Origin of the sequence: Sphingomonas oryzagri (assembly GCF_029906645.1) — a bacterium.
GTDB classification, from domain to species: domain Bacteria; phylum Pseudomonadota; class Alphaproteobacteria; order Sphingomonadales; family Sphingomonadaceae; genus Solisphingomonas; species Solisphingomonas oryzagri.
The window spans coordinates 510,091-530,745 of sequence record NZ_JARYGZ010000002.1 but is presented as its reverse complement, the minus strand read 5'-3'; the positions used below and the strand labels follow the sequence as shown (position 1 = coordinate 530,745).

General features: G+C 67.1%; 19 protein-coding genes. 2 read left to right on the top strand and 17 right to left on the bottom strand.

Annotated elements, in window-relative coordinates; genetic code table 11:
* The 5 genes from QGN17_RS16700 to QGN17_RS16680 are packed head-to-tail and all read right to left on the bottom strand — an operon-like array spanning position 1 to position 3,281.
* A complete protein-coding gene (locus tag QGN17_RS16700) occupies positions 1-1,134 on the bottom strand; it encodes a GNAT family N-acetyltransferase (protein WP_281045719.1) in 1,134 nt (377 codons plus the stop codon).
* Positions 1,131-1,913 carry a glycerophosphodiester phosphodiesterase family protein gene (locus QGN17_RS16695; RefSeq protein ID WP_281045718.1) on the bottom strand — a complete coding sequence of 261 codons (783 nt, stop codon included), beginning with the start codon at positions 1,911-1,913 and terminating at the stop codon, positions 1,131-1,133. The genes QGN17_RS16700 and QGN17_RS16695 overlap by 4 nt, the downstream gene beginning before the upstream one ends.
* Positions 1,885-2,352 carry a RidA family protein gene (locus QGN17_RS16690; protein ID WP_281045717.1) on the bottom strand — a complete coding sequence of 156 codons (468 nt, stop codon included), beginning with the start codon at positions 2,350-2,352 and terminating at the stop codon, positions 1,885-1,887. Before QGN17_RS16690 ends, QGN17_RS16695 begins: the two co-directional genes overlap by 29 nt.
* 9 nt (positions 2,353-2,361) lie before the next feature.
* Entirely contained in the window at positions 2,362-3,012 is a 651-nt protein-coding gene (locus QGN17_RS16685) for an HAD family hydrolase (RefSeq protein WP_281045716.1), read from the bottom strand.
* Entirely contained in the window at positions 3,009-3,281 is a 273-nt protein-coding gene (locus QGN17_RS16680) for a DUF3572 family protein (protein WP_281045715.1), read from the bottom strand. The genes QGN17_RS16685 and QGN17_RS16680 overlap by 4 nt, the downstream gene beginning before the upstream one ends.
* A gap of 38 nt (positions 3,282-3,319) precedes the next feature.
* Here QGN17_RS16680 and QGN17_RS16675 point away from each other — a divergent pair, with 38 nt between their 5' ends.
* On the top strand, positions 3,320-3,691 hold the full coding sequence (locus QGN17_RS16675) for a response regulator (protein WP_281045714.1): 372 nt from the start codon (positions 3,320-3,322) through the stop codon (positions 3,689-3,691).
* Between the two features lie 88 nt (positions 3,692-3,779).
* Here QGN17_RS16675 and QGN17_RS16670 read toward each other — a convergent pair whose 3' ends face one another.
* From QGN17_RS16670 to QGN17_RS16645, 6 genes are all read right to left on the bottom strand, one after another.
* Entirely contained in the window at positions 3,780-5,402 is a 1,623-nt protein-coding gene (locus QGN17_RS16670) for an NAD(P)/FAD-dependent oxidoreductase (RefSeq protein WP_281045713.1), read from the bottom strand.
* Between the two features lie 32 nt (positions 5,403-5,434).
* Positions 5,435-7,042 carry an alpha,alpha-trehalase TreF gene (treF, locus tag QGN17_RS16665; protein ID WP_281045712.1) on the bottom strand — a complete coding sequence of 536 codons (1,608 nt, stop codon included), beginning with the start codon at positions 7,040-7,042 and terminating at the stop codon, positions 5,435-5,437.
* A 71-nt stretch (positions 7,043-7,113) separates the two neighbouring features.
* On the bottom strand, positions 7,114-9,513 hold the full coding sequence (locus QGN17_RS16660) for a TonB-dependent receptor (protein ID WP_281045711.1): 2,400 nt from the start codon (positions 9,511-9,513) through the stop codon (positions 7,114-7,116).
* A 149-nt stretch (positions 9,514-9,662) separates the two neighbouring features.
* Entirely contained in the window at positions 9,663-12,311 is a 2,649-nt protein-coding gene (locus tag QGN17_RS16655; RefSeq protein WP_281045710.1) for a TonB-dependent siderophore receptor, read from the bottom strand.
* Between the two features lie 100 nt (positions 12,312-12,411).
* Positions 12,412-13,374, bottom strand: coding sequence for a FecR family protein (locus tag QGN17_RS16650; protein ID WP_281045709.1), 963 nt, complete (start codon positions 13,372-13,374; stop codon positions 12,412-12,414).
* Positions 13,367-13,930: an RNA polymerase sigma factor gene (locus QGN17_RS16645; protein WP_281045778.1), complete on the bottom strand. Its 564-nt coding sequence runs from the start codon at positions 13,928-13,930 to the stop codon at positions 13,367-13,369. Before QGN17_RS16645 ends, QGN17_RS16650 begins: the two co-directional genes overlap by 8 nt.
* A gap of 94 nt (positions 13,931-14,024) precedes the next feature.
* Here QGN17_RS16645 and QGN17_RS16640 point away from each other — a divergent pair, with 94 nt between their 5' ends.
* Positions 14,025-14,789 (top strand): AraC family transcriptional regulator, encoded by a 765-nt coding sequence (locus QGN17_RS16640; protein WP_281045708.1) that lies wholly within the window; start codon positions 14,025-14,027, stop codon positions 14,787-14,789.
* 29 nt (positions 14,790-14,818) lie between these two features.
* Here the strand turns inward: QGN17_RS16640 and kdpC are convergent, their stop codons facing one another.
* From kdpC to QGN17_RS16610, 6 genes are all read right to left on the bottom strand, one after another.
* On the bottom strand, positions 14,819-15,400 hold the full coding sequence (kdpC, locus tag QGN17_RS16635) for a potassium-transporting ATPase subunit KdpC (RefSeq protein ID WP_281045707.1): 582 nt from the start codon (positions 15,398-15,400) through the stop codon (positions 14,819-14,821).
* A gap of 10 nt (positions 15,401-15,410) precedes the next feature.
* Positions 15,411-17,435 (bottom strand): potassium-transporting ATPase subunit KdpB, encoded by a 2,025-nt coding sequence (gene kdpB / locus QGN17_RS16630; protein WP_281045706.1) that lies wholly within the window; start codon positions 17,433-17,435, stop codon positions 15,411-15,413.
* Positions 17,436-17,446: 11 nt separating this feature from the next.
* Positions 17,447-19,150 (bottom strand): potassium-transporting ATPase subunit KdpA, encoded by a 1,704-nt coding sequence (gene kdpA, locus QGN17_RS16625; protein ID WP_281045777.1) that lies wholly within the window; start codon positions 19,148-19,150, stop codon positions 17,447-17,449.
* A gap of 16 nt (positions 19,151-19,166) precedes the next feature.
* Positions 19,167-19,256: a K(+)-transporting ATPase subunit F gene (gene kdpF / locus QGN17_RS16620; protein ID WP_022692732.1), complete on the bottom strand. Its 90-nt coding sequence runs from the start codon at positions 19,254-19,256 to the stop codon at positions 19,167-19,169.
* A 9-nt stretch (positions 19,257-19,265) separates the two neighbouring features.
* Entirely contained in the window at positions 19,266-19,394 is a 129-nt protein-coding gene (locus QGN17_RS16615) for a hypothetical protein (RefSeq protein ID WP_281045705.1), read from the bottom strand.
* Positions 19,395-19,537: 143 nt separating this feature from the next.
* On the bottom strand, positions 19,538-20,521 hold the full coding sequence (locus QGN17_RS16610) for a DUF2171 domain-containing protein (protein ID WP_281045704.1): 984 nt from the start codon (positions 20,519-20,521) through the stop codon (positions 19,538-19,540).
* Between the last annotated feature and the right edge of the window lie 134 nt (positions 20,522-20,655).

Below are 20,655 nucleotides of genomic sequence, written 5' to 3'. Positions count from 1 at the left end.
TTACCCTTCCTTGCGGAAGGGGGCCATCTCGTCGAGCAGCTCGATCTGCTCTTCCATCGCGCGGGCTTCCCGTACGATGAAATCCTCCACCGCCCGCCGGAATCCGGCATGCGGGATATAATGCGCCGACCATGTCGGCACCGGCCGGTAGCCGCGCGCGAGCTTGTGCTCGCCCTGCGCCCCGGCTTCGACGCGGGATAACCGCTTCGCGATCGCGGCATCGATCGCCTGATAGTAGCACAGCTCGAAGTGGAGGAAGGGTATCTCCTCCGTACAGCCCCAGTACCGCCCGTAAAGCGTGTCGCCACCGATCAGGTTGAGCGCGCCCGCGACGGGCTTGCCGTGGCGATAGGCGAGCATCAGCAGCACCCGGTCGCCCATCCGTTGCCCGAGCATGGTGAAGAAGGGGCGGGTGAGATAGGGCTGGCCCCATTTCCGGCTGCCGGTGTCCTGGTAGAAGGCCCAGAAGGCGTCCCATTCCGCCTCGCCGATCTCCGCGCCGGTGAGGTGGCGGATCTCGACCGCGCCCTGCGCCGCCTCGCGTTCCTTGCGGATCGCCTTGCGTTTGCGGGAGGAGAGCGCCGCCAGGAAATCGTCGAAATCGCGATAGCCTTCATTGTGCCAATGGAACTGGCTTCCCGTACGGATCATCCAGCCCGCCGCCTCGAACAGCGGCTTTTGATCCTCGGTAATGAAGGTCGCGTGCGCGGAAGACAGATCGTGCTCGCCGACCAGCGCCTCAGCCGCTGCGATCAGCGCGGGCGCGGCGGCAGGATCGCGCAGCAGCAGGCGCGGGCCGGGGACGGGGGTGAAGGGCACCGCGATCTGCAGCTTCGGGTAATATTGCCCGCCGGCCCGCTCCCACGCATCGGCCCAGGCGTGGTCGAACACATATTCGCCCTGGCTGTGGCTCTTGGCATAAGCGGGGAGGATGCCGTCGGGCCTGCCGTCGTCACCGTCGACGACGATCGGCACCGGCTGCCAGCCCGCGCGCGATACCGCGCTGCCCGAATCTTCGAGCGCGGAAAGGAAGGCGTGGCTCAGGAAGGGGTTGTCGGCGCCGGCGCAGGCATCCCAGTCCGCCGCCGCGATCGATCCGATACCGGGCGCGACGCGCGCGAAGATCTCGCTCATGCGGCGCGAGGCCGCTCGAAGATCGGGCGGTCGGCATATGCCGCCACCGCTGCGCGATCCGTCTCGCTGCGCACCGTCCAGCTCAGCACGGGCAAACCCTTCGAGCGAAGCGCCGCGGGCAGGGACGAAGAGAGGAAGCGCACGTCATAAGCGAGGAAATCGGGTCTCGCCCGCTTCACTGCAAGGCGTCGCGTGATGGCATCGCGGATCGCGCGCCCCCGGCTCTCGCGGTGCTCGGTCATCACGAGGCCCCGTACGATCTTCGGCGCGTGGTTGAGAAACCAGCGGCACACCTCGGGATTGAAGCCCATCACCGCGACCGGCCCGCGATAGCCTTCCAGCACCCGCCTTACCGCGAGACAGAGCGGCGCGGTTTGCGCCAGCGTGTCGGTCTTGATCTCGATCAACAGCGGCACCCGCCCCGCTATCAGCCCAATCAACTGCGCGAGCGTCGGCACCCGTTCCTCGCCACCGCCGAGGCGAAGGGCCTGGATGTCGTGCGTCGCCATGTTGGCAATTCCGCCGGCACAGCCCGTCAGCCGTTCGGTGTCGGCGTCGTGGAAGACTATGACCGTGCCGTCGCGCGACAGGCGGACATCGCATTCGATGCCGAAGCCGCCCTGCACCGCCGCTCGCGCGGCGGCCAGGCTGTTCTCCGGCACCGGGCCGCCCCACAGGCCGCGGTGCGCGATGTCGTGGGAATGTAGGAAGCCGACGCGGGCCGGGTCCGGCGCCGCGACGAGCCTGCGATCAAGCGCCGCGAAGGGCGACGATCGCATCCACTTCCACCGATACGCCGAGCGGCAAGGCGGCGACGCCCACCGCCGAACGGGCGTGTTTCCCCGCATCGCCGAACAGCGCGACCATCAGCTCCGACGCGCCGTTCACCACCTTGGGCTGATCGAAGAAGTCCGGCCCCGAGGCGACGAAGCCGCCGAGCTTGACGATCCGCTCGACCCGATCGAGCGATCCGCCCAGCGCCGCCTTGATCTGCGCGACCAGCATCAGCGCGCAGCGCTTGGCGGCCTCCTGCCCCCTGGCGACGTCGTCGGCGCCGTCGAGCCGGCCCTTGATCAGTTCGCCTGTCTCGGTGAACGGAATCTGCCCCGAAATGTGGAGCAACCCGCCAGCTTCGACCGCCGGCACATAGGCCGCGACCGGAGCCGCCGCCTTCGGGAGTGTAAGGCCGAGTTCGGCCAGCTTCGCGTCGATATCCATGGGCGAGCGCTAGGCTTGGTTAGCGGCTTCGGTCAAGGGCGCCGGCGCGCCATCCGCGAAGCGCGCGAGGATCCAGTCGGCCGCCTCCGCCCAGTCGTCGATCCGCGCGTGAGCATCGGCCGCCTGCTCGCGATGCACGGCGACCATCGGCTCGGCGACCATGTGCAACCGCCAGACCTGCGGCGCCGCCTTGGCGACCGAATGATGCTGGTAGGAAAGATCATCGACGAACACCGCGACCGGCGGCTTGTGCGCTTCCAATATGGCGTTGAGCGCCGCGCCCTTGCCGCCCTGGTTGGTATAGACCTCATGGCCGATGCCGTGGCGGGCGAGCTGATCGATGCGGGGCTGGCGACGGTGATCGGGCAGATTGGTCAGCACCACGATGTCGGCATAGGCGGTGATCCGGTCGAGCGCTTCGATCACCCCCTTCACCGGCGTCTGCCGCTCCATCTCGGTGTCGAAGAAGCCGTCGACGAAGGGCCACACCTCCTCCACCGCCACCTTCACGCCCGTATCCTTGCGGACCAGCGCCTCGCCCCAATTCTCATGCTCCAGCGCGAAGTCGATACCGTGCGCCTCGGCCAGCCAGTCGCGGAAGTGGGCGACCATGTGGAGCAGCACCTCGTCGCAATCGGTGATGAGGAGGGGACGGGTCATGCTTCCAATTCCTTGTGGGCGGCGATCAGGGTTTCAGGCTTCACGCCCAGCGCGCCGGCGCAGGCGAGCAGGTCCGGCTCGTGCGATTCGAGAAAGGTGAGGACGGCAGCGAGCAGGCTGGGATCGGTGGCCCGCGCGCGCAGTTCGGCCGAATCGAGGCCCGTCAGTGCCAGCAGCCGCTCGGCGCGCGGCTGGTCGGACAGCGTCCAAGCCAAAGCGGAGAGCGCCAGCGCCGCGCTGTCGGGATTGTTTGTGTCAGCCGCGCGCATCGCCTATCTCGAACCTCTCACTCGGGAGGATCGCGGCTTTGCCCGGCAAGGTGCTCGTTGTCGAGGACAACGAACTCAATCTGAAGCTGTTCTGCGACCTGCTCGAGGTCCATGACTACGAACCGACGCCGGTGCGCGACGGGCTGGAGGCGATCGACACCGCGCGCGCGGTGATGCCGGACCTCATCATCATGGACATCCAGCTGCCGCACATCAGCGGGCTGGAACTGATCGCGGCGCTTAAGGCCGACGAGGAGCTGGCAGGGATCCCGATCCTGGCGGTGACCGCCTACGCCTCGCCCGCCGACGAAGAGGCCGCGCGGGCGGCGGGGGCGGCCGCCTATGTGTCCAAGCCGATTTCGTTGATGCGCTTCATCGAGGCGGTCGAGGGCCTCCACCCTAGCTCATAACCCGTTCGCACTGAGCGTAGTCGAAGTGCGTGCCCCGAGCGCCGCGCCTGCCGCATGTCCTTCGACTACGCTCGGCACGAACGGATCGCTATTGGCGGGTCAGGCTCGCCGCCACCGCCTCCGCCGCCTTGATCCCGTCCACCCCCGCCGAGAGGATGCCGCCGGCATAGCCGGCGCCCTCACCCGCCGGAAACAGGCCGGGGAGCGTCAGGCTCTGGCCGTCCTTGCCGCGCGTGATGCGGATCGGGGAGGAGGTGCGGGTCTCGACGCCGGTCATCATCGCGTCGGGGTGATCGTAGTTGGCGATCTGGCGGCCGAAGACGGGGAGCGCCTCGCGGAACGCCTCCGTCACGAAATCGGGCAGGATCGTCGCGAGGTCGGTCGGCGTCACGCCGGGCTTGTAGCTGGGCTGCACCTCGCCGAATTGCGTGGACGCGCGGCCGGCGAGGAAGTCGCCCACCGTCTGCCCCGGCGCGGCGTAGCTGGAGCCGCCCGCCACGAACGCCTTCTCCTCCAGCGCACGCTGGAGGGCAATGCCGGCGAGCGGGTGGCCGGGATAGTCGCGTTCCGGATCGATGCCGACGACGAAGCCCGAATTGGCGTTGAACTCGGCGCGCGAATACTGGCTCATGCCGTTGGTGACGACGCGGCCTTCCTCCGATGTCGCCGCCACCACGCGCCCGCCGGGGCACATGCAGAAGCTGTAGACGGTGCGCCCGTTCTGGCAATGGTGGGAGAGCGCATAGGCGGCGGCACCGAGAATCGGATTGCCCGCGCAGGCGCCGAAGCGGGCCTTGTCGATCCAGCTTTGCGGATGCTCGATGCGCACGCCGATCGAGAAGGGCTTGGCCTCGATATACACGCCGCGATCGTGGAGCATCTCGAACGTGTCGCGCGCCGAATGGCCGACCGCGAGGACGACATGATCCGCTTCCAGCGTTTCGCCGGTCTGGAAGCGCAGGCCCTCTATGCGGCGCGTGCCGTCGGGGCGGGTGCCGATCAGGATATCCTCGACGCGGTGCTGCCAGCGATATTCGCCGCCGAGCGACTGGATCGTCTCGCGCATGCTCTCGACCATCGAGACGAGGCGGAAGGTGCCGATATGCGGGTGCGCTTCGGTGAGGATGTCCTCCGGTGCGCCGGCCTTCACGAACTCGTCGAGCACCTTGCGGCCGAGGAAACGCGGATCTTTGATCTGCGAATAGAGCTTGCCGTCGGAGAAGGTGCCGGCACCGCCCTCGCCGAACTGGACGTTGCTTTCGGGATTGAGCTGCGATCGGCGCCAAAGGCCCCAGGTGTCCTTGGTGCGCTCGCGCACCACCTTGCCGCGATCGACGATGATCGGGCGGAAGCCCATCTGCGCGAGGATCAGGCCCGCGAACAGGCCGCAGGGGCCGGCACCGATCACCACCGGGCGCTTGCCGGACCATCCGGCGGGGGCGGTGACGGGCGGGGTATAGCTTGTGTCGGGAGTCGGCCTGACATGCTGGTCGCCAGCAAAGCGGGCGAGCACCGCCGCTTCGTCGCGCAGCGTCACGTCTACGGTATAGACCAGCAGGATCGCCGATTTCTTGCGCGCATCGTTGCCGCGCCGCCAGACGGTGAAGTCGACCAGCTCTTCCGGCGCGATGCCCAGCCGCGCGAGGATGGCGGCGGGCAGCGCCTCCGGCGAGTGATCGAGCGGCAGCTTGAGTTCGGTCAGGCGAAGCATGGCCGCGCCTTACTCCGCCCGCGCGCTCCGGCCTAGTGGGCGGGGCAAGCCTCCACCACAGCCGCCCCAATGCCCGGCCGGTCGAGGAGCGAGCGCGTCACGCCGTTGGTCCAGCCAAAGCCGTCCTGCACCGGATATTCGCCGCCGCCACCCGCTTGCCCGCTATCGACGTCGTATTTCTCCACCATGCGGCCGGTGCAGGCGTAGAAGGTGGAGACCGTCTTCACCCAGCGCTGCGCCAGCATGTCGGCTAGCGTCGTCTTGCCGTAGCGATCAAGGCCGGTCACCCCGACCCACAGGAGCGGCGCCCAGCCGTTCGGCTCGTCCCACTGCTGGCCGGTGTGGACGGTGGTGGTCTTGAGGCCGCCAGGTGCCAACAGTTGCGCTTGCGTCAGCTTCGCGGTCGCATCGGCCTGCGCTGGCGTCGCGAGGCCGACGAATAGCGGGTAGAGGATGGCGGCACTGATCGCGGCGGTGGGCTTGCCCGTCGAGTGGTCCCAATCTGCGAAGCGTTTGTCTTTCGCACTCCACAAATACTTGGCAATCGCCTTTTTGCGCGCATCCGCCTGCTTCGTGAAGTCCGTCGCGCAGGCGGTGTCGCCCAGCGCCGTGCAGCGCCGTGCGATCGACATCTCCAGATTCCACATCAGGCTGTTGAGATCGACCGGCACAATGTCGGTGGCGTGGATCGTGGAGAGTGTCTTGCCGTCCTTGAGCCAGCGCGAGCTGTAATCCCAGCCGCTCTCGGCGCCCGCGCGCAGATCGCGATTGACGGGACGCGGCGCCGCCTCGGCCGTGGTGGCGACGTCCTCGGCATAGGATTCGTCGCGGGGCGTATCGCGCGCGTCCCAGTAGCGATTGAGCAGGCTGCCGTCGGGCATCTTCACGACATGCTGGCAGGCGCCGCCCGCATCGAGGCAGGACGCGCCCGCCATCCAATAGGCATGCTCGGCCTTCAGCGCATCGAGCCGATGGCGGTCGAGCGCGGGATCATGCGCGTCGGAGAGGTCCATCATCAGCGCCAGGAAGGGCGGCTGCGAACGGCTGAGGTAATAGGTGCGCGTGCCGTTGGGGATGTGGCCGTAGCGATCGATCATCGAGACGAAATTGGCGAGCATCGAATCGATCAGCGGTTGTTCGCCATCCGCCTTCAGGCCCAGCATGGTGAAGTAGCTGTCCCAGTAATACATCTCCTGATAGCGCCCGCCCGCCACGACATAGGCATAAGGCAGCTGGATCGCGGAGGAGCCGGGGACGACGGCCATCGGCGGCTTGGCGAGGATCGGCCACAGCGCCTTGATATGCTCGCGCATCGACAGCTTCTGCTGGTCGGTGTCGCCGATCTTGCGGAAATGCATCGCCACGAAGGCGGCGAGCGCCTCCTTGCCCTGCGGGTTCTCGGACCGGAACGCCACCATGATCGCGTCCGGCTTATCAAGCGGCACCATGTCGGCGAAGGTCTTGGAATCGGGGAAGACGTGCGCCAGCTCGACCGCCCTGTAGAGCGGGCCATAGACGTCCTCGGGCGTGCCGGCACTGCGCGACACCTCCATCACCTGCCGCGCCGGATCGGGAGCGGGCGCCGCCGCCATCAACGGTAGCGCGAGGAGCGGGAGGGCAAGCAGGCGGGCGATCGTCATGCGGGAAATACTCGCGGAAAACAGGGTGCCGACTGGAGCGGATACGCTGCTCCAGCCGGCGGGGGTAGACGTCAGAACTTGTACGCGGCCGTGATGGTCGCATGGCGCCCGAAGATCGGACGGCCGAGGAAATAGCCGTTGTCCGTGCCCGAAGTGAGCGTGCGGACATTGCCCTCGGTCAGCGCCAGCGTGTTGGTCACGTTCTCGACGGTGGCCTGGATGGAGAAATTCTCCTTCAGGTCGATCGAGGCGCCGAGATCCAGCGTATCGTACTTGGCGAGCGGCTGGAGGTTCGAATCGTCGGCGAAGCGCTTGCCGACATGGGTGTAGGTGCCGAACACGCGCGCCTGACCCCAATCGGTGCGGAACGTGTATTGCGGCATGATCGCGAACTGGAACTTCGGCTGGCGGGGGACCTGATTGCCGGACTTGGTGGCGTAATCCAGATACTTGCCGTTCTGGTAGACGCCGCGGAAGCCGATCTGCACGCCGTTGATCGGCCGCACCGCGCCTTCGAACTCGACGCCGTAGGCGCGCGATCCGCTCAAGCCCACCACGCTGGTGCCGTCCGCCAGGATCTGCGTGAGCAGCAGATCGTGGAAGCGGTTGTAGAAGCCGGTGAGGTACAGGTCGTAGAAGCGCGTCGAGGTCTTGAGGCCGACCTCGTACTGACGTGCCTTCTGCGGCTTGATGTTGTCCGGCGTGCTGGCGTTGTTACGCAGATCGTCGAACTGCGGGAGCAGCGCGCCCTGGTTCGCGCGGACGAAGACGTTGAGGCGGTTGGTGATCGCGTAATCGGCGCCCACCGTCCACGAGACCTGCGTCTTCTTGTAGGTCAGGTCGCTCCACGTGCCGTTCAGGTAGGTGGCGCCGTTATTGTAGGCGGTCAGCAGGTTGCCATCGAGATCGCCGGTCGAGCTGTTTTCATAGTGGTCGGTGATCTTGGTGTGTTCGACGCGCACACCGCCATCGAGGCGCAGCTTGCCGATCTTCCACTCGTCGCTGACGTAACCGGCGACGTTGTCGCTCTTGTAATAGGCGTTCACGGCATAGTTGCTGGCGCTGGTGAAACCGTCGCGGGTCAACTGGGTGCCGTCGTCGAGGCTGGCGTTGAGCACGCGCGCCTGCGGCTCCAGCGCCAGCAGCACGCTGTTGCCGAGGTTCCAGACGTCGTGATCCTTCACGTGGGCGTAATAGCCGCCGACGGTCAGCGTGTTGCCCTCGAACAGCTCCTTGGAGAGCTTCAGTTCGTCGGTGAAGCTCTGGATGTGCTTCTCGACCGCCCAGATGCCGGCCTGGATCGTCTCGGCATTGCCCGCGAGCGTCTGGCCGCTGTCGGCATAGGTCACGCTGCCCGCGCGACCATCCAGATACTGGTCGACGGTCTGCGGATTGTCGCCCGTGAACAGCGCGAAGGTGTTGGCCTGACCCTTGGTGAAGTTGATGTTGTTCTGGACGGTGAAGCCGTCACCCAGCTCGTAGTTGAAGGTGGAGCCGAAGGTGTAGATCTTTGCGCCACGACCCTTGGAGAGATCGACCGACTTCTTCTGGGTCGGGCCGCCATCGACGCCCGGTCCCACCTCGATCTGGGTGTTCTCGATCTCCTTGCCGACCAGCGTGTCGGTGCGCGCGTCGAAGCCCGGCAGCGTGCTGACATGGCCGTTGCCGTCGGTGGCGAGCGGCATCGGCGTGTAGAAGGCGTTATGGTCGTCGAGGTAGCGGCCGTAGACGGTCAGCTTGCCGGCGTCGAACTTGTGGGTGACGCTGCCGGTGATCTGGCCGCCGAGATCGCCGGTGAAGCCGGTGTGACGGAAACCATCCGAATAGCGGTAGAAGCCGCCGACCATGTAGGTGGTGTTGGCGTCGATCGGGCCCTGCGCCACGAAGTCACCGCGATAGGTGCCCTCGGTGCCGTAGGTCGCGCGCAGCGACAGGTGCGGATCCTGCGTGCCTTCCTTCAGGATGAAGTTGGTGGTGGCGCCGGGCTGGCCGTTGGCGAAGATCGGGCTGGGGCCGCCGCGCAGCACCTCCATGCGCTCGACTGTATCGTCGAGGCGGAAGACCGAGCTGTCCTCGAGGAAGGAGAGCGACGACGGCGCGATGATCGGCGAGCCGTTCATCTCGAGCGTGAGGAAAGGCGCGTCGCCCGAGGAGGGAAAGCCGCGGATGAAGACGTTGGCGCCGCTCTGGCCGCCCGAGGTTTCCACCCACACGCCCGGCACGATCTTGAGCAGGTCGGCGGTCGAGACCGGCTGCACCTGGCGGATCTGCTCGGCCGTCGCGGTGGAGATCGAGTAGCTGGCGTCGAGCTTCCGCAGGCCTTCGCGGTTGGCGTTGCCGGTGACGACGATTTCCTGCGGCGGCGCGGCGTCGGCGGCGGGCGCCGCTGCTGCGGGCGCGGTGTCGGCCTGCGCCAGCGCCGGCGTGGCGGCACCCGCCAGCAGCGCGAGGATGAGGGTCTTGTGGGTCATGTCTTACCTTCCTGAAGAGGGTCTTGTGTCATTGGGAGCGGCTGTTCCGGCGACAGCCGCCCGGCTCGCGAAGCACGTCGGCTGCGCGATGTCGGTCTTGGGGAATCCGGAGGACCTGGACGGGGTTAGGGCGGGCTGCGCGCCATGATCTAGAAACCGTATCTTGCGCTGAGCTCGAGCGAGCGGCCGAGGATCGGGCGCGCGAAGATCGCCCCCGTCCCCTGCGCGCCGAGCATGCGCGGATTGCCTTCGGTCAGCCCGATGGCGTTGGTGATGTTGTCGGCGGTAGCCTGCAGGCGCAGGCGCGACGTCATGTCGATGCTGAGGCCCGCATCCCACTTCCAGAAGCGCGGGAGCAGCTGCGCGTTCTGCACGTCGGACCAGCGATCGCCCATATAGCTGACGGTAGTGGAAAGGCTCGCCTTGCGGCCGCCGATCGCGAAGTCCCAGGCGGGCGTCACCCGCCATTGCCATTCGGGCTGGCGCTGGACGCGGTTGCCGGTGAGATCGGTCAGACCGTCGTCGGTGTAGAAATGGCGGTAATGCGCGTCGAGCCAGGTGCCCGAGAAGGTGACCGAGATCGGCTTCGTGGGCCGCCACACGCCTTCCAGCTCCACGCCGGTCGCGCGCGCGCCGCCGATCGAGGCGAGCGGCGCGCCGTTGGTGATCACGGTGGTGGCGAGGCCCCGGAAACTGTTGTGGAAGAGCGTGGCGTAGAGGCTGAGCGGTCGGGTCGAGAGCTTGATGCCGCCCTCCACCGTATCGACCTGCGGCACGACAGTGATGCCGTCGCGCAGATTGTCGAAGAAGGGGAAGCTGTTGCCGTGGCTGAACCGCGCGAAGGTGCCGAGGCTGTGCGTGATGTCGACGTTAACGCCGACCGTCCACGACCAGGCGCCGCCACGATAGCGCAGGCGCGTGCTGGTACCGGAGAGCACCACGTCGTCATTGTCGTAGAGGGTGAGCGGATTGCCATCGAGGCCGCCCGGCCCCGCCGCCTGATTGTCGGCGACCGTGCCGTCGACACGATGATGTTGGTGGCGAACGCCGGCATCGATTCGCACCCGGTCGCTGAGCTTCAGCTCCTCGGCACCGTAGAAAGCGAGGTCGGTGCCGGTGTAGCGCGCATTGACGAGGAAGCTCGCACCGCTGGCGAACCCGTCGCGCGTCACGATATCGCCGTTGGTGAGCGTCATGTTCAGCCGCTCGGCATTAGGCGTGGCGGTGAGCAGCAGGTCGTTGCCGGTGTTCCACAGGTCGCGCGATCCGTAGCGCGTCGCATAGAGGCCGACCGTCGCCTTGCTCGGCCCCGCCTTCCACTCCAGCGTCGCGTCGTTGACCAGCGCGTGGATGCGTTTGCGCACCGTCCATACCCCGGCTTCGACCACCGCCTGATCGGGCGAGACGGCGCGCCCATCCGACACGGTTGTGAGCGAAGCGATGGTCCCGCCAAGGCTCGCGGAGAAGGCCGAGGCGCTTTCCGGCGCGACATCGCCGGAGACGAGGCCGGTGGTGTCGGCATGGCCGGAAAGCCAGCTCAATTTGTCGCGGACGGTGAAACCGCCGCCGAGATCACCTTCCAGATTGGCGCCCAGATTGACGATCCGCGCACCGCGCCCGTCCTCCAGATCGTAACGCTGGCCGTCGTTCAGCGCGCCGGTGCGGGTGTCCGGTCCGGCGAGCGTGCCGGTGCCCGCGTCGAACCCCGGATAGGCGCTGATGTGGCGACCATTCTGCTCCACGGGAATCGGCAGCAGCCACTGCGAGCGATCGTTCAGGTAGCGGGCGAAGACCAGAACCGATCCGCGCGAGAAGTCATGGCGCAAATTGGCGGTGATCTGTCCGCCGCGATCGCCATCGAAGCGCGGCGAGCGGATTCCGTCGCCCTGCGAATAGTAGCCACCGATCATGAAGCGCGTGTCCTTGCCCAGCGGGCCGGACAGCAGGGCGTCGCCCCGCACTTCGCCATCGTCGATCACATCGAGCTTGGCGACGCCTTCCAGATGGTCGCCGCCCTCGCGCTGGACGAGGTTGACGGTGACGCCCGGCTGGCCCGAGGCGAACAGCGCACCGGTGCCACCACGCACCGCCTCGACCCGCTGCACCGTCTCGTCGATCCGGTAAAGCTGCGAGTTTTCGAGGAAGGAAAGCGTCGCCGGCGGGAAGAAAGGCACGCCCTCAGTCTGGAAGGTGACATATTCGGCATCGCCGCCGGACGGGTAGCCGCGCACGAAGATGTTGGCGCCGTTCTTGCCGCCCGAGCTTTCGATGGTGAGGCCGGGCACCAGCTTGAGCACGTCGGCAGTGCTGGCCGGCGCGAGACGATCGATCGCGATCCGGTCGATGCTGGTCACGGCGAAGGCCGCTTCCTGTCGGCGCCGCCCGCCACCCGGCGTGCCGACCACGACGATGTCGGGCGCCTTCGCCACCTCGGCGGGCGCGATCGCCTCCGGATCGATCAGGGTGCGAGGCGCCGCCTTAGCCATGGGCACCGGCTCCAGCAGGATGGCGCCACCCGGCGCCGCGCGGGCGCGCAGGCCCGATCCCGCGAGCAGTTTCGCAAGCGCCCGATCCGGATCGAGCGAACCATGCACGGACGCGCCTCGCCGGCCCGCCACATCCGACGGCGCAAACAGCAATTGCCGTCCGCTCTGCCGCGCGAACCGGGCCAGTGCGTCCGACAAAGTGGTGCCGGGAATGTCGAAGGAAAGTGGCGGTGCCGCGATCGAGCGACCGGGCCACAGAGCGGTGACGAGCAGAATCGCGAGCGCAGCGCTGGAACGGTATCGCCATGGCACCTGCCTCCTCCCTCGCGATCCCGTCGTACGCGGGACCTTCAAGGGACAAGACGCAAGGCCTTCCAAAAGCCGAACCCCCTACCGAAACTTTTTTGTCACCTCAGCGTGAGGCGATGACGACAGCCTCGCTGCTATCCTGCTTCACGCGCAGGGGGAAGCCCGTGGTGAGGGCATCGACGAAGGCGGGGGTCTCCGCCGTATGGAAGGCACCGGAGACACGCAGGCTCGCCGCGCGGTTGTCCGCGATGCGGATCGGCCGGCGGCGGTAGCGGTTGATTTCGCTGGCCGCGTCCGCCAGCGTCAGGTTGTCGAACTGGAGCAGGCCACTCCGCCAGCCGGTGATGCTCGCCGGGTTGTCGAGCCGGCGGATCAGCACGTCGCTGCCCTGCGCGGAAAGCAAGTGGCCCGGCTCCACCGTCACCGAGGAATCGCCGCCCGTGAGGGTGAGCTGCCCCTGCGCGGCGAAGGCGCGGACCTGCCCCGGATCGGTGCGGAGATCGAACTGGCCCTGACCGGCGGAGAAATCATGCCCGCCGGCGCTGATCACGTACGGGGTGCCGGAAGGCTTGAGCCTGAACCAGCCCTGCCCGTCGAGCCGCAGATGTCGGGTGCCGCCATCATAGGATACGGCCAGCCGGCTGGCCGTATCGAGCGTGACGACGGAGCCGTCGGGCAGGGTCACATCGGTCTGCTGGCCGATGCCGGTGCGGAAGGTCTGGGTGTCGGCCTGCTCCACCTTGTGCGGAACCCATGCATGGATGCCGAGCGCGGCGAGCGGCGCGCCGGCCAGCAGCAGGGCGGCGGCGGCCACCGCGCGCGGCGGGATGCGCCTCGACCTGCGGCCCAGCATCGTGCGGGCGAGCGTCTGCTGGCGAAGCGAGAGCAGGGCCGGCTGCTCGCCGAGCGCGCTTGCAGTCTCTCGCGCCGCACCGACCCGCGCATAGGCCTCGGCATGATCCGCGCTCATCGAGCGCCAGGCCGCGAAGGCGGCGCGCGTCGCGTCGCTCGGGTCCAGCATCCGCTCGTGCCAGAGCGCCGCTTCGGCAAGGAGGGCGTCACCCATGGCGCCAATCCTCCAGCGCGGCGGTGACGCGGGCGAGCGCCTTGGCCTGATGCTTCTCGGCAGCGCGCGTCGAGATGCCGAGGGCGCGGGCGACGTCGGCCATCTTCACTCCCTCCAGCACGCGCAGCACGAAGACGTCGCGGGTCCGTTCGGGAAGCTCGAGCAGGACCGCCTGCAGGCGTTCCGCCGCCTCCCTGCTTTCCAAGACGCGGTCCGGCGGAATCTCCGAACCGATCAGACCATCGTCGAGCAATTCGTCGTGCAGGCCGGCGCCGCGCACCGCCTCGCGACGCGCGCGGTCCTTGAGCACGTTGGCGGCGGTGACGAACAGGAAATGCTCGGGCTTCTCGATCGCCGCCGGATCCGGCATCCTGCTGAGCCGCAGGAACACGTCCTGCACCAGATCGGGAACATCGGCCTTCACCGCCACCCGCCGCTCGAAGAAGCGGCCCAGCGCCTGGCCGTAACGATGCGCCAGCCGAGAGAGGATCGTCTCCCTCGCCGTCTGCTCGCCAAGCCTGTCGCGCTGCGGTTCCGTCTTGTCCCCTCCGTCTATGGGTCATGGATCGGAAACCACGCCCACGCAAGCGGTCTGCGGACACTCTGACACCCATGGGCATGGGCCCGAACTTGAGCTACGCTCACGCGTCATGAAGCGCAGTGCGGATTTGCCGCTGACGATCGGGCCGGTGGTCGGGGTGACCGATCACTATCCGGCGGGCCATGTCGATGCTTTTGGCAGCCGCGATCGCGCGCTCGTCGTCTATGTGCTCACGGGCGTGATATCGGTGGTGACCGAGGTCGCGAGCTACGTACTGCCCCCGCACCGCGCGATCTGGCTGCCGGCCGAGGCCATGCACGAGATTTCGTGCCGCGGGCCGGTGACGTTCAATCTCGTCCAGATCGATCCCGATATGCCGGGCCAACTGAGCGAGGCTCGCGTGTTCGACGTGTCGCTACTCGTCCGCGCGCTGATTCAGGAGGTATTGGGTTTCGGCGATGGCTATGAGGCGGACGGGCGCGAGGGCCAGATCGTCCGGCTGCTGCTCGACGAGGTGGCGCGCGCGCCGGCCATCCCGCTCTCGGCACCGATCCCGCACGACCGGCGGCTGAAGCGGGTGTGCGACATCATCATCGCCGATCCGGCCGACCAGCGCGACCTCGACGCGCTCGCCCGCGAGGCCGGCATGGGGCGGCGTACCTTCACGCGCGCCTTCCGGGCGGAAACCGACATGGCGTTCGCGATGTGGCGCCAGCAGATCCGGCTGATGGCGGCGCTCTCGATGCTCGGCGAGGGCCGTCCGATCACCAACATCGCCTACGATGTCGGCTATGAAAGCCCGAGCTCGTTCACCGCGATGTTCCATCGCGTGCTCGGCGTGCCGCCCAGCCATTACGGGCGTGGCCGCGGCTGACCGCCGCGGCGCACGGACAAAAGCAGCCTTCAGTGTCCAGTGGCCGCCAGATGATCGAGCGCCTGGTTGAGCGCCAGCACGTTGACGTGGCGATCGCCGAGAAACGGGATGAGCGGCGTATCGATCGAGCGGCGTACCAGCGCCTCGATCTGCGCCGCCGGGAGGTGGCGCGAGGCGGCCACCCGGTCCACCTGATACAAAGCCGCCTCGGGGCTGAGATCGGGGTCGAGCCCCGAGGCGGAGGCCGTGACCAGGTCGGGTGGAATGATTTTCCCTGGTACGGAAACCTTGGCGACGTCGCCCTTCACCCGGTCGACAAGCGCCTGGGAGGTCGGCCCGAAATTGGAGCCTGACGAGGCGGTCGCGTCATAGCCCTTGCCGGCGGCCGACGGGCGGGGGTGAAAATACCGGTCCTCTGCGAAGTTCTGGCCGATCAGTTCCGATCCGATCGCCTTGCCGTTCTGCTCGACGAGGCTGCCATTTGCCTGGCGGGGGAAGGCGAGCTGGGCGACGCCGGTGATGGCGAGCGGATAGGCGATGCCGAGCGTCAGCGCGAACAGCCCGGTCATGACCAGCGCGGGGCGGAGCGAGGTGGTGAGGTCTTTGCTCATGATGATGTCCTCAGGCGAGGTGCAGGCCGCCGACCAGCAGGTCGATCAGCTTGATGCCGATGAAGGGCGCGATCAGGCCGCCGAGGCCATAGATGGCGAGGTTGCGGCGGAGCAGCGGGCCAGCGCCGATCGGCCGGTACGTCACGCCCTTGAGCACGAGCGGCACGAGCAGCGGGATGATCAGCGCGTTGAAGATGATCGCCGACAGGATCGCCGACTGGGGCGATGACAGGCCCATGATGTTGAGCACCTTAAGCCCCGGATAGATCGCCACGAACATCGCCGGGATGATCGCGAAATATTTGGCGACGTCGTTGGCGACTGAGAAGGTGGTGAGCGCGCCGCGCGTCATCAGCAATTGCTTGCCGAGGCCGACCACCTCGATCAGCTTGGTCGGATCGCTGTCGAGATCGACCATGTTGCCCGCCTCGCGCGCCGCCTGCGTGCCGGTGTTCATCGCCACGCCGACATCGGCCTGGGCAAGTGCGGGAGCGTCGTTGGTGCCGTCGCCGCACATCGCCACCAGCTTGCCGCCGGCCTGCTCCTTGCGGATGAGGTCCAATTTGTCCTCGGGCGTCGCCTGCGCGAGGAAATCGTCGACGCCCGCCTCGGCGGCGATGGCGGCGGCGGTGAGCGGGTTGTCGCCGGTGATCATCACAGTGCGGATGCCCATCTTGCGCAGCTCGCCGAACCGCTCCTTGATGCCGGCCTTCACGATGTCCTTGAGGGCGATCGAGCCGAGCAGGCGCCCGTCCTTCGCCACCGCGAGCGGAGTCATCCCGGCGCGGGCGATCTCCTCGGTGGAGCGACGCAGATCGGCGGCGGCGGTGGAGCCGCCGAGACCGGCATGCGCCTTGAGGATCGAATCCACCGCACCCTTCTCGATCAGCGTATCGCCGAACTTCACGCCCGAAATGCGAGTCTGCGCGGTGAAGGGGATGATCTCGGCACCAGCGGGGAGCGCCTCGGTCGTCACGCCGAACTGTTCGCGGGCGAGGACGACGATCGAACGGCCCTCGGGCGTCTCGTCGGCGAGGCTCGCCAGTAGCGCCGCTTCGGCCAGCTCGTTGCGGGTGACGCCGCTGACGGGACGGAATTCGGTCGCGGCACGGTCGCCGATGGTGATCGTGCCGGTCTTATCGAGCAGCAAAGTGTCGACGTCGCCAGCGGCTTCCACCGCACGGCCCGATTTGGCGAGCACGTTGAAACGCACCAGCCGGTCCATGCCGGCGATGCCGATCGCCGAAAGGAGGGCCGCGATCGTCGTCGGGATCAAGGTGATCAGCAGCGCGGCGAGGATCGCCACCGGCACCGCGCCACCCGCATAGGCAGTGAAGCCTGGGATCGTGCCCACCGCGATCAGGAAGATGATCGTCAGGCCGACGAGCAGGATGGTCAGCGCGATCTCGTTGGGCGTCTTCTGCCGCTCGGCGCCTTCCACCAGCGCGATCATGCGATCGAGGAAGCCCTGGCCGGGATCGACGGTGACGCGCACCTTGATCTGGTCGGAGATGACACGCGTGCCCGCAGTGACGGCCGAGCGATCTCCGCCCGCCTCGCGGATCACGGGCGCGCTCTCGCCGGTAATCGCGGCCTCGTTGACCGAGGCGACACCGTCCACCACCTCGCCATCGGCGGGGATCAGGTCACCGGTCTCGACCAGCACGATATCGCCCTTGCGTAAGCCGCTGGCGGGGACCGGCTCGATGCCACTGCCCTTGATGCGCTTGGCCGTCAGTTCCGCCTTGGTGGCGCGCAGCGAGGCGGCCTGCGCCTTGCCGCGTCCTTCGGCCAAGGCTTCCGCAAACGTACCGAACAGCACGGTCAGCCAGAGCCACACGACCAGCTGCAGCTTGAAGCCCACGCCGAGGCTGTCGTGCCCGACGATTAGCAGGATGGTGAGCAGGGCAGCCACGCAGGCGGTGACGAACATCACCGGGTTGCGGACCAGCTCCTTCGGATTGAGCTTGCGGAACGAATCGCCCACCGCAGGCAGGATCAGCTCGGGCGTGAAGAGAGTGGCGGAACGGGCCATGGTTGTGACCTTCAGAAGAGCTGGCCGTTGATCATCGCGAGATGATCGGCGATCGGGCCGAGCGCGAGGCTCGGCAGGAAGGTGAGGCCGCCGAGGATCAGCACGATGCCAACCAGCAGGCCCACCCACAGTGGGCCGGTCGTCGGGAAGGATCCCGCGCTTTCCGGCGTGTATTTCTTGGCGGCGAGCGATCCCGCGACCGCCAGCATCGGCACGATGATGAAGAAGCGGCCGATCCACATCGCCACCGCCAGCATCCCGTCATAATAAGGTGTCGAGGCGGTCAGGCCGGCGAAGGCGGAGCCGTTGTTCCCGACGGCGCTGGTGAAGGCGTAGAGGATCTCCGAAAAGCCGTGCGGCCCCTTGTTGAGCGGCCCGGCGAGACCGGGCGCCACGACGCTGGAGATCGCCGTCATGCCGAGAATCACGAGCGGCAGCACCGCAATCGCCAGCACCGACAGCTTCACCTCGCGGCTTTCGATCTTCTTGCCGACATATTCGGGCGTGCGGCCCACCATCAGCCCGGCGACGAACACGGCGAGGATGGCGAACAGCAGGAAGCCGTAGATGCCCGCGCCGACGCCGCCGACCACGACTTCGCCGAGCTGGATGTTGAACAGCGGCACAAGCCCGCCGAGTGCGGTGAAGCTGTCGTGCATGGCGTTGACCGCGCCGCACGATGCCGCCGTCGTCACCACCGCGAACAAGGCCGAGGCCGCCGCGCCGAAGCGCACCTCCTTGCCCTCCATGTTGGCGCCGGGGACGCCGAGATGATGGAGCACCGGATTGCCCGCCGCCTCCTGCGAATAGCAGACCGCCACGCCGGCGAGGAAGATCAGCACCATCGCCGAGAAGATCGCCCAGCCCTGCTTCGTGTTGCCCACCGCCTTGCCGAAGCACCAGGTGAGGCCGAATCCGATCAGGAAGATCGACAGCATCTGGATGAAGTTCGTCATCGCGCTCGGATTCTCGAACGGATGGGCGGAGTTGGCGTTGAAGAAGCCGCCGCCGTTGGTGCCGAGCATCTTGATCGCTTCCTGCGAAGCGACCGGCCCGAGCATCAAGGTCTGCTTGGCGCCCTCCAGCGTGGTGACGTCCACCGAGGACGCGAGCGTCTGCGGCACGCCGCTGGCGGCGAGATACAACGCATAGACGATCGAGATCGGCAGCAGCAGATAGAGCGTGATCCTCGTGCAATCCGCCCAGAAATTGCCGATCGTCTTCATCTCGCGACGCGCGAAGCCACGGAACAGCGCGAAGGCCAGCGCGATGCCGGTCGCGGCACTCAGGAAGTTGTGGATGGTGAGGCCGAGCATCTGGCTGAGGTTCGACATCGTCGACTCGCCCGAATAGCTCTGCCAGTTGGTGTTGGTGGTGAAGCTCACCGCCGTGTTCGCCGCGAGATGCTGCGGCAGGCCGGCGAGCCCGCCCGCGTTGAGCGGCAACACCGCCTGCAGCCGCAGCACCGCATAGGTGAACAGCATCAGCACCGCGTTGAACACCAGCATATGCACCGCGTAGCGGCGCCAGCTCTGCTCTTCCGTCGGATCGATGCCGGAGAGCTTGTAGAAGCCGCGCTCGACCGGGCCGAGTACGGTGTGGAGCGGGGTACGACGGCCTTCGTAAAGGGCGAACAGCCAGACACCGACCGGCTTGGTCAGCGCCAGCAGCACAGCCACGAAGGCGAATATCAGGATCCAGCCTGAAGCGGTCATCATGGGGTCTCCAGGCTCAGAATTTCTCGGGCCGCAGCAGGACCGCGACGAGATAGAGGAGCAGGCCGATCGCCGTGATCGCGGCGAGCCAGAGGTCGAGGGTCATGGCCGGTCCTCACGCATGATCGCAGAGGCGGACATAAGCGAGCGTCAGGGCGAGCAGCCCCAGCATCGCGGCGATCCATAGAAAATCCTGCATGGCGACGAGATCCTCGAACGACAGGCGCGCGACAGGACGCCGCACCGCACTACACGGCGTCCGATAGGCCCGGCCCGCATCAGCGTTCGAGGAGCGGTTCGTGCGCGCCGCGTGAGCATCGCATAAGCAAAAAGGCCCGGCCGATCGCTCGGCCGGGCCTTCGCCCTCAGGATGCTGTCACGCGCCCCTCAGTAGGTGCCGGAAAAGCTCCGGTTGAGATTGGTCGCACCGCGATCATCGTCATCGCGGTCGCGCCCGAACAGGCCGCGATTGCTGTCCTCGTCGCGCCACGCCTGCTGCGCCTCGACCGCCGTCTTGGCGAGGTGGACTTTGTCGTCGACCGACTGGATCCAAGACGACGGGATCGAATGGTGGTGGCCACCGGCGTCGCGATCGGTCTTGGTCAGCAGGATGCGATCGCCGCGCACATGATCGACCTTGCCGACATGCGTGCCGTCCGAGCCGACCACTTCCATATGTTCGGTCACCGAGCCGAGCGAATCGCGCTGGGTCTGGCGGTTCTGCCGCCAGCTCGCGAACTCGTTCTCGAAGCGGCTCTGATGTTCGCGGCGATATTCGTCATAATCGCGGTCGAACTGGCTGAGCTGGCGGTTGCGCCAGTTGCCGTAGCCGTGGACGTCATTGCCGCGCTCGTCGCGAGCGCCGGCATAATAAGCGCGATATTCGTCGTCACGCGAGTCGCGGTCGCGGTCGCTGCCGTAGCGATAGCCGGTATCCGCATAGCTGCCGCGCGAGCGATAGCTATCCGGGTAGCCGGTCTCGAACTGACGATCCTCGCCCGTCGCCTGATAATGATAGGAACTCGGCGCATAGCCGCGCGAATAACCGGAGGCGCGATAACCCTCGTCGCGGTTCGAGCGGCTCCAGCTCGGATAGCGATCGGGGCTGCGATAGCCGCCCGGCGCATAATCGGCATAGCGGCCGCCGGTCTCGTAGCGGTCGCGGCTGCCATATTCGCGGTCGTAGCGCTCGTCGAACCGCTCATCCATACGGCGGCGACGCTCGGCATCCTCATCGCCGAACCAGGAGCGGATCTCGTCGCCCGCACGCTCGAAGAAGCCGCGATCGTTGGGGTTGTCGTAGCGCGGATCGCGGAACTCGCTGCGATAATTGCGGTCGGCGCCGTAGCGGTCGTTGCGTTCATAGCCCATGGGGACGTCCTTTCTCCTGCGAATGGGGACAAGCCTGTCGCACGGTATCAGCCGCTGTCGCGGCGTCCGTGCGATCGTTGGGCTAAAACGGGAGAAAAGCCTTGCCGTTCCGATCGTTACGGGCGCGTCGAAGC

Excerpts from the sequence above, each read along its gene's own strand:
- kdpB (WP_281045706.1), bottom strand. The coding sequence starts at position 17,435 with ATGGCCCGTTCCGCCACTCTCTTCACGCCCGAGCTGATCCTGCCTGCG.
- QGN17_RS16695 (WP_281045718.1), bottom strand. The coding sequence starts at position 1,913 with ATGCGATCGTCGCCCTTCGCGGCGCTTGATCGCAGGCTCGTCGCGGCG.
- QGN17_RS16680 (WP_281045715.1), bottom strand. The coding sequence starts at position 3,281 with ATGCGCGCGGCTGACACAAACAATCCCGACAGCGCGGCGCTGGCGCTC.
- QGN17_RS16700 (WP_281045719.1), bottom strand. The coding sequence starts at position 1,134 with ATGAGCGAGATCTTCGCGCGCGTCGCGCCCGGTATCGGATCGATCGCG.
- kdpA (WP_281045777.1), bottom strand. The coding sequence starts at position 19,150 with ATGACCGCTTCAGGCTGGATCCTGATATTCGCCTTCGTGGCTGTGCTG.
- QGN17_RS16690 (WP_281045717.1), bottom strand. The coding sequence starts at position 2,352 with ATGGATATCGACGCGAAGCTGGCCGAACTCGGCCTTACACTCCCGAAG.
- treF (WP_281045712.1), bottom strand. The coding sequence starts at position 7,042 with ATGACGATCGCCCGCCTGCTTGCCCTCCCGCTCCTCGCGCTACCGTTG.
- QGN17_RS16640 (WP_281045708.1), top strand. The coding sequence starts at position 14,025 with ATGAAGCGCAGTGCGGATTTGCCGCTGACGATCGGGCCGGTGGTCGGG.
- QGN17_RS16650 (WP_281045709.1), bottom strand. The coding sequence starts at position 13,374 with ATGGGTGACGCCCTCCTTGCCGAAGCGGCGCTCTGGCACGAGCGGATG.
- kdpF (WP_022692732.1), bottom strand. The coding sequence starts at position 19,256 with ATGACCCTCGACCTCTGGCTCGCCGCGATCACGGCGATCGGCCTGCTC.
- QGN17_RS16610 (WP_281045704.1), bottom strand. The coding sequence starts at position 20,521 with ATGGGCTATGAACGCAACGACCGCTACGGCGCCGACCGCAATTATCGC.
- QGN17_RS16670 (WP_281045713.1), bottom strand. The coding sequence starts at position 5,402 with ATGCTTCGCCTGACCGAACTCAAGCTGCCGCTCGATCACTCGCCGGAG.
- kdpC (WP_281045707.1), bottom strand. The coding sequence starts at position 15,400 with ATGAGCAAAGACCTCACCACCTCGCTCCGCCCCGCGCTGGTCATGACC.
- QGN17_RS16660 (WP_281045711.1), bottom strand. The coding sequence starts at position 9,513 with ATGACCCACAAGACCCTCATCCTCGCGCTGCTGGCGGGTGCCGCCACG.
- QGN17_RS16685 (WP_281045716.1), bottom strand. The coding sequence starts at position 3,012 with ATGACCCGTCCCCTCCTCATCACCGATTGCGACGAGGTGCTGCTCCAC.